The 12729-nt window shown below is 60.9% G+C and carries 14 protein-coding genes; 8 read left to right on the top strand and 6 right to left on the bottom strand.

The features are described 5' to 3' along the window. Positions 1 to 2 precede the first annotated feature (2 nt). The 5 genes from AS189_RS15285 (at position 3) to AS189_RS15265 (ending at position 5288) form a co-directional block, all read left to right on the top strand. Entirely contained in the window at positions 3 to 296 is a 294-nt protein-coding gene (locus AS189_RS15285; protein WP_062290754.1) for a YciI family protein, read from the top strand. Positions 297 to 444: 148 nt separating this feature from the next. Then, a complete protein-coding gene (gene ispG / locus AS189_RS15280) occupies positions 445 to 1611 on the top strand; it encodes a flavodoxin-dependent (E)-4-hydroxy-3-methylbut-2-enyl-diphosphate synthase (protein WP_062290751.1) in 1167 nt (388 codons plus the stop codon). Beyond that, the gene (locus tag AS189_RS15275; RefSeq protein WP_062290748.1) at positions 1568 to 2461 is read left to right on the top strand and encodes a DUF4081 domain-containing GNAT family N-acetyltransferase; all 894 of its coding nucleotides are present in this window, start codon (positions 1568 to 1570) and stop codon (positions 2459 to 2461) included. The genes ispG and AS189_RS15275 overlap by 44 nt, the downstream gene beginning before the upstream one ends. A gap of 266 nt (positions 2462 to 2727) precedes the next feature. Next, the gene (locus tag AS189_RS15270) at positions 2728 to 4755 is read left to right on the top strand and encodes an FAD-dependent oxidoreductase (RefSeq protein ID WP_062290745.1); all 2028 of its coding nucleotides are present in this window, start codon (positions 2728 to 2730) and stop codon (positions 4753 to 4755) included. After that, positions 4755 to 5288 carry a PadR family transcriptional regulator gene (locus AS189_RS15265; protein ID WP_062290741.1) on the top strand — a complete coding sequence of 178 codons (534 nt, stop codon included), beginning with the start codon at positions 4755 to 4757 and terminating at the stop codon, positions 5286 to 5288. Before AS189_RS15270 ends, AS189_RS15265 begins: the two co-directional genes overlap by 1 nt. Positions 5289 to 5325: 37 nt before the next feature. Here AS189_RS15265 and AS189_RS15260 read toward each other — a convergent pair whose 3' ends face one another. The 3 genes from AS189_RS15260 to AS189_RS15250 all read right to left on the bottom strand — a co-directional run bounded on the left by AS189_RS15260 (position 5326) and on the right by AS189_RS15250 (position 7336). Next, on the bottom strand, positions 5326 to 5598 hold the full coding sequence (locus AS189_RS15260) for a hypothetical protein (protein WP_062290740.1): 273 nt from the start codon (positions 5596 to 5598) through the stop codon (positions 5326 to 5328). 176 nt (positions 5599 to 5774) lie between these two features. After that, complete coding sequence (locus AS189_RS15255) at positions 5775 to 6518, bottom strand: ABC transporter permease (RefSeq protein ID WP_082634347.1); 744 nt, start codon at positions 6516 to 6518, stop codon at positions 5775 to 5777. A gap of 8 nt (positions 6519 to 6526) precedes the next feature. After that, positions 6527 to 7336, bottom strand: coding sequence for an ABC transporter ATP-binding protein (locus AS189_RS15250; protein ID WP_237759879.1), 810 nt, complete (start codon positions 7334 to 7336; stop codon positions 6527 to 6529). Positions 7337 to 7589: 253 nt separating this feature from the next. On the opposite strand from AS189_RS15250, the gene AS189_RS15245 reads away from it, so the two are divergent. The 3 genes from AS189_RS15245 (at position 7590) to AS189_RS15235 (ending at position 10914) form a co-directional block, all read left to right on the top strand. Continuing rightward, a complete protein-coding gene (locus tag AS189_RS15245; protein ID WP_062293801.1) occupies positions 7590 to 7814 on the top strand; it encodes a hypothetical protein in 225 nt (74 codons plus the stop codon). Between the two features lie 330 nt (positions 7815 to 8144). Beyond that, the gene (locus tag AS189_RS15240; protein WP_062290734.1) at positions 8145 to 9938 is read left to right on the top strand and encodes a proline--tRNA ligase; all 1794 of its coding nucleotides are present in this window, start codon (positions 8145 to 8147) and stop codon (positions 9936 to 9938) included. Positions 9939 to 10113: 175 nt separating this feature from the next. After that, positions 10114 to 10914: a sulfite exporter TauE/SafE family protein gene (locus AS189_RS15235; protein WP_062290731.1), complete on the top strand. Its 801-nt coding sequence runs from the start codon at positions 10114 to 10116 to the stop codon at positions 10912 to 10914. A gap of 21 nt (positions 10915 to 10935) precedes the next feature. On the opposite strand, the gene AS189_RS21180 is transcribed toward AS189_RS15235, so the two are convergent. From AS189_RS21180 to AS189_RS15225, 3 genes are all read right to left on the bottom strand, one after another. Next, positions 10936 to 11343 (bottom strand): aminoglycoside phosphotransferase family protein, encoded by a 408-nt coding sequence (locus tag AS189_RS21180; protein WP_337589182.1) that lies wholly within the window; start codon positions 11341 to 11343, stop codon positions 10936 to 10938. Then, positions 11316 to 11951, bottom strand: a complete 636-nt coding sequence (locus AS189_RS21175; protein ID WP_337589181.1) for an aminoglycoside phosphotransferase family protein — start codon at positions 11949 to 11951, stop codon at positions 11316 to 11318. Before AS189_RS21175 ends, AS189_RS21180 begins: the two co-directional genes overlap by 28 nt. 83 nt (positions 11952 to 12034) lie before the next feature. Further along, the gene (locus AS189_RS15225; protein ID WP_062290729.1) at positions 12035 to 12712 is read right to left on the bottom strand and encodes a VIT1/CCC1 transporter family protein; all 678 of its coding nucleotides are present in this window, start codon (positions 12710 to 12712) and stop codon (positions 12035 to 12037) included. Positions 12713 to 12729: the final 17 nt, after the last annotated feature.

Genomic DNA, 12729 nt, shown 5'->3' with positions numbered 1-12729 from the left:
AGATGTCTATCTTTGCTGTCGAATATGTCTATGGTCCAGAAGCTGAAGAAGCCCGCGTGGAACACCGCCCCGCACACCGGGATTGGCTCAACGCACTGGCTGACGCTGACGTTGTGCTCGCATCGGGCCCCTACGCCGATGGTGCCGGAGCACTGCTGATCTTCCGTGCCGAGAGCCAGGAAGCGATTCAGGACTTGGTTGCACAGGATCCCATGACCCTTGGTGGCGGTGTCACCGGTTTGAAGATTTCCGGCTGGAACCCGGTGATTGGCAAGCTCAGCGGTTACTTGGGATAAAGGTCACTGGCAACCGATCCCTGCCAGTCAGTGAAAAGCAGACATCGAGCCTACAATCGTAGGTAGATGCTGTGAGAAACGTTTTGCGGCGCCACAAAACGGCGTTGCTGCCGCACCCTTTGAATAGATGAACTCTTAGGAGAATATTTTGACCTCCGTCAGTCTCGGCATGCCGCCGTTGCCACCGCCCGTTCTTGCGCCCCGTCGCAAAACCCGGCAAATCAAGGTCGGCCCCGTGGGTGTGGGCTCCGATTCGCCTATCAGCGTCCAGTCCATGACAACCACCCCCACCACTGACATCAACGCGACACTGCAGCAGATCGCGGAGCTCACCGCTTCCGGCTGTGACATTGTCCGTGTCGCCTGCCCGTCGCAGGATGATGCAGACGCGTTGCCCATCATTGCCCGCAAGTCGCAGATCCCCGTGATTGCAGACATCCACTTCCAGCCCAAGTACGTCTTTGCGGCTATTGAAGCTGGCTGTGCCGCGGTCCGTGTGAACCCGGGTAACATCCGCAAGTTCGACGACCAGATCAAGCAGATCGCCATGGCTGCCAAGGATCACGGCACGTCCATCCGCATCGGCGTCAATGCTGGTTCGCTCGAGCCGGGCATTATGAAGAAGTACGGCAAGGCAACCCCGGAGGCGCTCGTTGAATCGGCCGTCTGGGAAGCCTCACTCTTTGAAGAACATGGCTTCCATGACTTCAAGATTTCGGTCAAGCACAATGACCCCGTCATCATGGTTGCCGCCTACGAATTGCTCGCCGAACAGGGCGACTGGCCCTTGCACCTCGGCGTCACGGAAGCAGGACCGGCCTTCCAGGGCACCATCAAGTCCGCAACAGCGTTTGGCGCCCTGCTTGCCAAGGGCATTGGCGACACCATCCGCGTCTCACTCTCCGCACCGCCGGTTGAGGAGATCAAGGTGGGTAACCAGATCCTGCAGTCGCTGAACCTGCGCCCGCGCAAGCTGGAAATTGTCTCCTGCCCGTCATGCGGCCGCGCCCAGGTTGACGTGTACAAGTTGGCTGAGGAAGTCACCGCTGGCCTAGAGGGAATGGAAGTTCCCTTGCGCGTTGCCGTCATGGGCTGCGTTGTCAACGGTCCCGGCGAAGCCCGCGAGGCTGACTTGGGTGTGGCCTCCGGAAATGGCAAGGGCCAGATTTTTGTGAAGGGAGAAGTCATCAAGACTGTTCCCGAAGATCAAATTGTTGAGACACTCATTGAAGAAGCCATGAAACTAGCCGAACAGATGGAGTCCGATGCCGATGACGCGACTCTCCAAGGTGGCCCCGTGGTTAGCGTCTCCTAAGGGGCCTCGCCACGAGCCGGTGCGCGTCCTTGGTCACCGGGACACGGACGCGCTCCGGCGTCTGATTGCGCGCGACCGCGTCGCCAATGTCTTCGCGGACTCGCTTGTCAAGCAATACAACAGTGCTGCTCCAGCTTTTCCTGGGGCCGTCATGTTGGGCTTTTTTGAGGACGACGGCGTGAGCTTGGCTGCCGCTTGTTGGGTAGGTTCCAACGTGGTGCCCATAGAAGCTTCCGTGGATCATGCCCGCGCCTTTGGGCGGTGGATTCTGGATCATTGGCAGCCGCATGCCTCCATCTTTGGCCCGGCCGATGCCACGTTGGCCATCATGGACGTGCTTCAGGAAGCCAGCATCTCAGCGCAAGAGATCCGAGCCAATCAACCTCTGTTGAGCATTTCTGGGCCGCCCCTCGCACAACCGAATCTTGCCTTGGCTGTCAGTGAGAGTAGACAATTCAGCGACGTCCTGGTGGCCGCCGCAGCCATGTTTGAAGAAGAAGTTGGATACTCACCATTCCTGGGCGGCGAAGCCAACTATCGCCGACGCGTGGCCTGGCTTATCAGCAGTGGTTTCTCTTTTAGTGATGTCGAACCTGACGGAGAAGTCATTTTCAAGGCCGATCTGGGTGCCGTGACAGAGCATGCAACCCAAGTCCAGGGCGTCTGGATGAATCCGCGCTACCGAGGACTGGGACTGAGCGCGGGATACATGGCGGCCGTGGTCACCTTGGCCCAAAAACACGCACCGGTGACCAGCCTCTACGTTAACGACTACAACACTGTGGCCAGAGCCTTGTACGAACGAGTGGGCTTTGAACAAATCGGCACCTTCGCCACGGTCCTGTTCTAAGCCCCAGCCCTCCCCATCCCTGGCCGCCGTCGCTATTCTCGGCCCCCTCTCAGCCGCCCGGCTTATCCCTGGCCGCCGTCGCTATTCTCGGCCCCCCTCTCAGCCGCCCGGCTCATCGAGTGTCCACTTAAGGTACGGTTTGGCGCCGAAACGGCCCGGAAACGTACATTATGTGGACACTCGGCGGGGTCGGAATGTGACGAGCCTCCCATCGACGCGATCCGTGCGATACGATTATGCAACTTGTTGCGCAAAGGAGTGCTTTCATGAACGCTGGCCAATATCCCCACCTGTTCACCCCGCTGGACCTAGGATTTACCACACTGCCCAACCGTGTGTTGATGGGTTCAATGCACGTCGGTTTGGAAGAGCTTCCCGGCGGGTTTGACCGCATGGCGGCGTTCTATGCCGAACGGGCACGCGGGGGAGTGGCCTTGATGGTCACCGGTGGCATCTCTCCCAATGAAGCTGGCCGGCCCATGAAGGGCGGTGCCAAGATCAGCACGGTCGAAGAAGCGGAACAACACAAGGTCGTCACAGCAGCGGTGCATGCCGAGGGTGGAAAAATCGCCCTGCAGCTGCTCCACTTTGGCCGTTACGCATCCCACCGGGGGTTGGTGGCGCCCAGTGCCGTGCAGGCACCCATCAGTCCGCTCACCCCACAACCGCTGACAGGTGAGGAAGTGGAGCAAACTATCGAGGACTTCGTCCATGCGGCGTATTTGGCGCAATCCGCCGGGTACGACGGCGTGGAAATCATGGGTTCAGAGGGTTACCTGATCAATGAATTCATCGCGAAGAGAACCAATCACCGCAGTGATGAATGGGGCGGATCCTATGAAAACCGCATCCGCTTCGCTGTGGAGATTGTCCGCCGCGTCCGCGAACGTGTGGGCGAAAACTTCATCATCATCTACCGGCTCTCCATGCTGGACCTCGTTGAGGACGGCTCTACTCTGCCCGAAGTCATCGAACTGGCCCAGTCCGTGGAGAGGGCTGGCGCCACCATCATCAATACCGGCATCGGCTGGCATGAAGCCCGCATTCCCACCATCGCCACCTCGGTGCCACGCGCCGGCTACGCCTGGGTGACCAAAAAGGTCATGGGCTCGGTCAAGATTCCCCTGATAACCACCAACCGCATCAACACCCCCGACGTCGCAGAGCAGCTCCTCGCCGACGGCACGGCCGACATGGTCTCCATGGCTCGTCCATTCCTCGCGGATGCTTTCTTCATGCGCAAGGCCCACGATGGCCGCAGCGATGAGATCAACAGCTGCATCGCCTGCAACCAGGCCTGCCTGGACCACACATTTGTCGGTAAGACTTCATCGTGCCTGGTCAACCCACGGGCCTGCCACGAGACCGAAATCGTCATTGAAGCCACGATGGCGGTCAAGAAATTCGCCGTGGTGGGTGCCGGTCCTGCCGGGTTGGCATTTGCCGTCACGGCGGCCCAGCGCGGCCATCAGGTCACACTCATGGAGGGCTCCGGGGAGATTGGTGGGCAGTTCAACATTGCCAAGCAGATTCCCGGAAAGGAAGAATTCCATGAAACCATCCGCTACTTCAACCGTCAGCTTCAGCTGTTGGGCGTGGACGTCGCACTGAATACCACAGCCACCACCGAGAAGCTCCTCGGCGGTGGCTTTGATGAGATCGTGCTGGCCACCGGCGTCACCCCACGGATTCCGGAGATCAACGGAGTGGACCACCCCAGCGTGCTCACGTACCTCGACGTCCTCCGGGACAAGGCCGAGGTGGGCGCCAACGTAGCCATCCTCGGTGCCGGCGGCATCGGCTTCGACGTGGCCGAATACATCACAGCGGGCAGTCCCAGCGCCACCCTCGTCCCGGAGAAGTTCTACCGGGAGTGGGGCATCGACACCGACTACGCCCACGCCGGGGGCATCACCGATCCTGCTCCGGAACCGGGCCTGCGCCGGGTGGGCCTGTTCCAGCGCAAAGAGAGCAAAGTTGGCGCTGGGCTGGGCAAGACCACCGGCTGGATCCACCGCACCGCCCTGAAGTACAAGGGTGTGCAGATGGTTCCCGGCGTGGAGTATCAGAAGATTGACGACGCCGGACTCCACCTTCGCGTCAACGGCACCGACACGGTTCTCCCCGTAGATACTGTCATTCTGTGCACCGGTCAGGATCCACGGCGAGAGCTGGTGGAGGGGCTGGAAGCCGCGGGCGCCGTCGTGCATTTGATTGGTGGGGCAGATGTGGCAGCCGAGTTGGACGCCAAGCGGGCCATCGACCAGGGTACGCGTTTGGCTGCGCGGCTCTAGTGTCGCTGACTCACGCAATCCTGACGTCGCTGTTAGAGAAGCCGTGCACGGGGGCCGAATTGGCGCGGCGATTCGATAAGTCCTTGGGTTTCTTTTGGCAGGCCACGCATCAACAGATTTATCGGGAGTTAGGAAAGATGGAGGGCGATGGCCTGATTAAGGCTCACGGCTTGCCCACCGCTCGTGGACAGCAACGCCACTTCGAGGTGCTCGCTGGCGGACGCGATGAACTGGCCAGCTGGTGTGCGCAAGAGGGGGAGATGCGCCCCATCAGAGACTCACTGTTAGTGCGGATGCGGGCCGCCGCGGTGCTGGGCAGCGTAGATGTCACGGATGAAATGCGGCGGCATCTGGTGCTTCATGGGCACGTTTTGGAACGATACGAGGCCATCGAGGCGCAGGATTTTCCAGCCGGGAAATCACGGTCCACAGCGGAAGAGTTGCAGTTGGCTGTGGTGCGGGCTGGCATCGCTTATGAAAAGTCGTGGCTGACGTGGTGCCGCGGTGCGTTGGCCGAGCTGGGCGAGTCCTAGTTCAGTAGGGGCCACAGTGACGGGCCGCTGGTGGGGACTACGCGCTGGCGGATTCCTGCTCGGCGGCCTGTGCCTTGATGCGCACAGCGGTCTCTTCGAGCATGGCGGCCGTCTGTGTGATGACGGGTGAGTACGAGGAACGCCAAGCGTGTTTGAACACAAACGCGTCGGGGCCTTCCCAGCGCAGGTCACCACTGATGCGTTGGCTCAGCTCGGTGTTGATGCGTCTTAACTCCGAGTGTGCGTGGTCGAGGGCCCGGGCAAATTCCCGCAGCTCATCCGGATCGGCGCCATGCAGCCTGCTGCTCATTGACTCTCCTGCAGTTGCTGTGTTCGAAGTGTATGGCGGTCTTTCAAAGACTGACAGCCGTGGGACAGGCGAGCAATGACACGTCTGGCAAGCCATCGTTTCTCACCTTGGCGCCAGTACAACACTAGGTCCGCAGGCGGCCCTAACGCGATGGGCAGAGGTCCCCATGTCGTGGGTCAGGCAGTGCGACGCCTCAAGGTCAAGGACGCCAGAAGCACCCCAGCCAGCACGAACGCGGCAATGACCACCAAGTCCCGAACCAGCTGGCCGGTGGGGCTGCTATGGGCAGCCACCTGTTGCAGCCCATCCACCGCGTAACTCAGCGGCAGGACGTTAGAGATCGCCTCAAGGACACCGTTCATCTGGTCCCTGGCCACGAACAGCCCGCAAAGCAGAATCTGCGGGATGACCACCACCGGCATGAATTGCACGGCCTGGAATTCGGTGGTGGCAAACGCCGAACACAACAGCCCCAACACCACACCCAAAACCGCCGTCAGTACCGAAATCAACACCACCCAGCCGGCGTTGCCCGCTATCTTCAGCCCGAAGATCCAGTACGCGGTTCCCGTGGCTACCAGAGCTTGGGCGGCGGCCATGATGGAAAACGCTAGTGCGTAGCCAAAGAGCAGATCCGCCTTGTGAATGGGCGTGGTCAGCAACCGTTCAAGCGTGCCAGAGGTGCGCTCACGCAGCATTGTGATGGAGGTGACAAGGAACATCACCACAAAAGGGAAAATACCCAGCATCATGAGCCCCACCCGGTCAAAGGTGCGGGGCATGCCTGGTGCCAGCGTCTCGTTTTGGTAGAGCCAGTAGACCAGCGCCAGCAGTACGGCAGGCACCACCAAGATCATGGCAATGCTGCGGGGGTCACCGCGCAGCTGAAGCAGTACGCGCCGGCAGGTAGCCCACAACATGGAAAGATTCATGAGCCAACCTTTCGCTCGGAATCCGCTGCCGCCTGAATCAGCCGCAGAAAAGCCAACTCCAGATCGTCGGTTTCACCACTTTGACGCAGTTGTTCCGGGGTCAGCTGGGCCAACAACATTCCCTCGCGCAACAGCAGGAGCGAATCACAGTGGCTGGCCTCCTCCATGACGTGGCTGGAAATGATCAACGTGGTGCCCTCGGCAGCCATGGCCGAAAACTGCTCCCACAGATCAGCTCGCAACACCGGATCAAGGCCCACCGTGGGTTCATCCAGCACCAGCAGCCGCGGCTTACCCACCAGGGCGCACGCCAAAGACACGCGGCTGAACTGTCCGCCAGATAAGTTGCCAGCCTTTCGCTTAGCGAACTCGGAAAGCCCGACGGCGGCCAGCACCGCATGCGCTTCCCCTCGGCTGCCACCGTGCACAGAGCCAAAATAGCGGACGTTGTCCAACACACTTAGGTCCTTGTAGACGCTGGCCCCCTGGGTGACGTAGCCGACGTCGTGCCTATTGCGAGGGTCCCCGGCGGGGCGGCCAAGAACCATGACGGAACCCGCGGCGATCTTCTGGACTCCCACGAGGGAGCGCATCAACGTGGTTTTTCCGCTGCCGGAAGGGCCCAGCAGCCCGGTGATTCGCCCCTCGGCAATGTTGCAGGTGATGTTGGCCAGAACGGTGGCTTTTCCTCGGTGTACACGGAGGCCTTCAACGCTGACACTAACGGGGCCGGCGGTGCCCGAAGGGTCCGCAGGAACGGGGGCAAAGGGTGGCTCCGGGGCTGGCATCACGGCTCGGTGGGACATCGATCCTCCTAGATTGCAGGGTCAGGGGCGTCTGACTTCAAACTAGACCCGCACTGGTGCACTGTCCAGCATGCGCGGCTCCGCAAGCGCGGGGCTGCGCCAGAGGGCCAAGCGGCGCAAGAAGTTCCATGAGGATTCACCGGATAGTCCTTGCGAACATACAGGGAGCACACGTACTTTGGCACTGTTGCACGGCCTAGATGCAGCTTCCACATTCGCGTGGAACAAAGGAACACTGAAAGGACTCACTGTTATGGCAGTTTCGGTTAATTTGGCAAAGGCATTGGATAAAGAATTTGAGGACAAGTCCCTCAAGGAAATCCTCGACGCATCACCGGCAGCACTGGCAGGAATCACCGACGCAAAGGCCGCTGCCCTGAAGGAACTTTTGGGCGTCAAGACCATCCGCGAACTCGGAAGCAACAAATACTTCGCCATAGCCGGAGTCCTGGTGGCACTGGAGAACAAAGCCGGTTAGTCCCCGATCTCTCCCCGTTGATGAGTCGCGAGCGACTCATCAACGGGGGCCCTCGAGATCGTGGGCCCAACAAATCGCGATAGTTCAGTCGCTGGCGCGTCTGCACTTGGGGCCCCTCGGGCGTGTGGGCCCACCGAATCGCGATAGGGCAGCCGCTGGTGTTTGGGCGTAAATTTTGGGTGGGTCTGGTTGATCTTTGTGTCTGGGCTCCCCATTTGCCCAGCTCGGGAGGCGCCCATGTGCCACGGGTGCGCCCGAACCGGTAGATTAGTACCTGTTCGTCCTGAATGAGGACGGCGCCCACCCACTTCAAGAAATGGAATATTTCGCGTGGCACTTCGCCTTTCCACCCTCTTTTTACGTACCCTGCGTGAAGATCCCGCAGACGCCGAGGTAGACAGCCACCGGCTGCTTCTGCGCGCCGGCTACATCCGCCGCGCGGCACCTGGCATCTACACCTGGCTCCCGTTGGGCCTGCGCGTGCTGCGCAAGGTCGAGGCCATTGTGCGTGAGGAAATGGACGCGATCGGCGCCCAGGAAGTGCACTTCCCCGCACTGCTGCCTCGCGAGCCGTACGAGACCACCAATCGCTGGCAGGAATATGGCGATAACTTGTTCCGCCTGCAGGACCGCAAGGGTGCCGACTACTTGTTGGCCCCCACGCATGAGGAAATGTTCACGCTGCTGGTCAAGGACCTGTACTCCTCCTACAAGGACCTGCCGCTGAGCTTGTACCAAATTCAGAACAAGTACCGGGACGAGGCTCGTCCGCGCGCGGGCCTCCTGCGTGGCCGCGAGTTCATCATGAAGGATTCCTACTCCTTTGACATGGACGACGCCGGACTGGAAGCCAGCTACATGGCTCACCGCGGTGCCTACGTGCGTATCTTTGAGCGCCTCGGATTGGAAATCATCCCCGTCACCGCAACTGCCGGTGCCATGGGCGGTTCCAAGAGCGAAGAGTTTTTGCACCCGATGGCCGTTGGTGAAGATACCTTTGTGCGTTCACCCGGAGGCTATGCAGCCAACGTTGAAGCTGTAACCACCGTGGTCCCGGCCGAGATCGATTTCAGCAACGCCCCGGCTGCTCAGGTTCTGGACACCCCGGACACGGCAACCATTGCCACGTTGGTGGCTGCAGCCAACCAGCACGCTCCACGCGCTGAGGGTGAATGGACGGCAGCTGACACATTGAAGAATGTGGTTCTGGCTGTTGACCTGCCTACCGGCGAACGCCAGATCGTGGTGGTGGGCTTGCCCGGAGACCGCGACGTTGACCTCAAGCGCATCGAAGCCAACATCAGCGTGCACCTGCCCGTCGGTGGAGAAGTGGGCGTCGAAGCCGCTGGTGAAGCAGACCTGAAGAAGAACGAGCTGCTGGTTAAGGGATACATCGGCCCGGGTCTGAGCCTGGATGCTGCTGTGCTCGGTGCAGAAGCTTCCACGAAGCTGCTTTACCTGGTTGATCCTCGCGTGGTCTCCGGCACCACGTGGATCACCGGAGCCAACGAAGAAGGCAAGCACGTGTTTGGCCTCGTGGCTGGGCGCGACTTCACCTGGGATGGCACCGTTGAAGCCGCACAGGTTCGCGAAGGCGATCCCGCTCCCGACGGCTCCGGCCCCCTTGAGGCTGCCCGCGGCATCGAAATGGGCCACATCTTCGCCTTGGGTACCAAGTATGCCGAGTCCTTGGGACTGAAGGTTCTGGATAAAAACGGCAAACTCTCCGTTGTCACCATGGGCTCCTACGGCATTGGCGTTACCCGCGCCGTTGCTGCTCTGGCCGAATCCAACCACGACGACAAGGGTCTGATCTGGCCCGCTCAGGTTGCTCCGGCCGATGTTCATGTTGTGGCTGTTGGCCGCGGCGAGGAAATCTTTGAGGCAGCAGCCCAGCTCACGGCCGATCTTGAAGCCAAGGGATTGGACGTCATTTACGATGACCGCCCCAAGGTTTCCCCCGGTGTGAAGTTCGGCGATGCCGAGCTCATCGGTGTCCCCACCATCCTGGCCGTGGGCCGCGGACTGGTGGACGGCGTCGTGGAAATCAAGAACCGCGCTACCGGCGTTGCCGAGAACGTGCCGGTCGCCGAGGCCGTGCAGTACATCCTCGACAACCGGTAACCCGCTTAGGACCCGGCGCACACTTCCGCCAGCCGCCCCTCGCGGACAGTAAGATTTCTCGCACGTTCACCGACTTCGTTCCTCCACCGGTGCCCGCGCGTGGAAATCCATCCCCGCGCCGGGGCTGCTGGCTCTCGTGTGCGCCGGGTCCTTCGACGTCCCCAGATAGGACTCCATGATTTCCGGGTTTGAACACCTCACGCTAGCCACGCTCTTGTTGATCATTGTGGCCGGGTTTGCTGCCGGCTGGATTGATGCCGTGGTGGGCGGGGGCGGTCTCATTCAGCTGCCCGTGATGCTGATGATCCCGGGAATTACGCCTGTGCAGGCACTGGCTACAAATAAGATGGGTTCGATCTTCGGCACGGCCACCAGCTCCGTGACGTACTACCGGCGTGTGAAACCGGATATGCGCACAGCCCTGCCCATGGCGGGGGTTGCCCTCCTAGGCAGCGTGGGTGGTGCCGTGGTGGCCGCCAGTTTGCCGGGCTCGGTCTTCAAACCCATCATTGTTGTGGCACTCGTTGCGGTGCTCCTCTTCACGGCATTCAAACCCAGCATGGGTGAGCTGACGGCGCTGAGGCATTCAGGTCGCAAACATTACATCGTGGCCGCATGCATCGGCGGCCTCATCGGTTTTTACGACGGCCTGATAGGACCCGGCACCGGATCCTTCCTGGTCATCGCCATGGTCAGCCTCATGGGGTATGCGTTCCTCGAGGCCAGCGCCAAGGCGAAGATCGTCAACCTGGCCACGAACGCCGGGGCATTGATGTTCTTCCTCCCGCACGGCTCATTGCTCTGGGGAATCGGTCTGATTCTGGGAGGGGCCAACATGGCTGGCGGCTACCTCGGCGCACGGATGGCCGTGAAGCAGGGCAGCAAGTTCATCCGGGTTGTTTTCCTGGTGGTGGTGGGCGTCCTCATCATCAAACTAGGCATTGACGTGGTCAACGAGAACGTCTTGCACCGCTAAGACGGTACCCAGGCGGTGCCCTTAGTGAAGGGCTTTGAGCTCATGAGCCGCGGGTAAATCCGGCAGCGTCTTGCCAGCCATGGTGCTCGCAACCCAGAGCGATCTCTGGGCATCACCACTATTCTCGGCCTCTTCCAAATAGCAGAGTGCGTTTTCGACTTCGCGAACAATCGTCCACGCCACCGTGAGCTCTTCGTCCAGCCCGGCTGCCTGCGCAAGATGTGAAGCACGACGGCGTAGCCCGGCTTCTGCGTTTCGGTGCGGCAAATCCTCCAGCCTGTTCCACAGGCACGGGGCTACGGCAAACTCGGCATCGCCTACTTGGGCTTGTGGGTCGATGGCCACGTACTCTTTTGCGTCAGCTTCACCTGCGGCGGATGTACCGGTCTTGGCCAGAATGTTCAGGTAGTGGAGGTCCGTATGGACCAAAACATCATTGTTGCTGCGGCGAGAAACCGCTCCGTGCGTCTGGCAGACCTCCAAGGCGGCTTCGAGCAACCAACGCGGAAACGGTTCAGCCAGATCGGCCCATCGTTGGGGGAGCTCGTCGCAGTACCTTTCGGCTGTGGCCGCGACTTGTGGAATGAGCCGCCATTCGGGCGCTCGTCCGGACGGATCGATAAGTCCTTCAGCAGCTTTCCCCACACTGCGATGGCTTCATCCATGGGGATTTGCAGGAGTGGACGTGATTGATCTAGGCGCTCCATGAGTAAGGCGCCCAGAGACGCGTCACTGTCCAGCAGGGTCACAGCGCCATGGCCACCCCACAAGGAGAGGGCGAGAGGTTCCAGCAGGGCTTCGTCGTGCGGGAACGCCAGTTTCAGTGCAGCCGGGGCGCCGCCGGAGGTCCGCACCGGCACCACAATTCCGGTATGACCGTGCCAAGGAAGAGCGCCTGAGGGCAGATCAACGTCCAGCTGCCACTGTTCAAGGGCCTGATGAAGGAAAGCCGGCACGTGTCCCAACCACGCCCGGCCTTCAAGAGTCTGACGGTGCCGCCGCTGCAGCGGCTCGGGGATTTGTACATTGATGCTCACAGTAACGAGCCTATCCGTTGGCACCTAGACGAGCCCACCGCCGTCGTGCGTTGAAAATTCACTTTCAGGACGGCGCGTAAGAATCAGCCGACCAGGCCGCTGGCTCCCAACAGGCTGCCGATCGCGAAGGTTGCTGCGAGGGCCAGCGCTCCGCCCAGCACCACCCGGACTGCCGCCTTGACGCGCGGGCTGCCGCCGATGACAGCGCCGATCCACCCGGTGACGCCCAAAGCGAGCAGGACTGCCACGAACGTTACCGGGACGCGGGCACCTTCCGGCGGCAGCAGGATCGCTAGCATGGGCAAAATGGCGCCCAAAGTGAAGGCTATGGCGGAGGCGAAGGCTGCATGCCAGGGACTGACAACATCTTCCGCATCGAGGTTGAGTTTGGCTGACAAGTGCGCCGCAAGTACGTCATGTTCGCTGAGTTCCCGAGCTATCAGGGCGGCCGTGGCGGGGGAGAGGCCCTTGTTTTCATAGGTTTGTGCCAACTCAGAGAGTCCCTGCTCAGGCGCACGTTGAAGCGCTTCATGAGTGCTGGCGATCAGGGCCTTTTGACTGTCGCTCTGGCTACTGACAGAGACATACTCACCCAGTGCCATGGAGATGGCCCCGCCCACAAGGGCAGCCGCGCCGGCGGTGAGGATGGCTCCGGTTCCATGGGTGGCCCCGGCAACGCCGACCACCACGGCAGCCACAGAGACAATGCCGTCATTGGCACCGAGTACGCCGGCTCGCAACCAATTCAGTCGTTGTGCAATTTCCCCGGCTACGGAGA

Origin of the sequence: Arthrobacter alpinus (genome assembly GCF_001445575.1) — a bacterium.
GTDB lineage: Bacteria > Actinomycetota > Actinomycetes > Actinomycetales > Micrococcaceae > Specibacter > Specibacter alpinus_C.
Note: the sequence above shows the minus strand (reverse complement) of the source record. Positions and strands in the feature narration are given on the sequence as shown.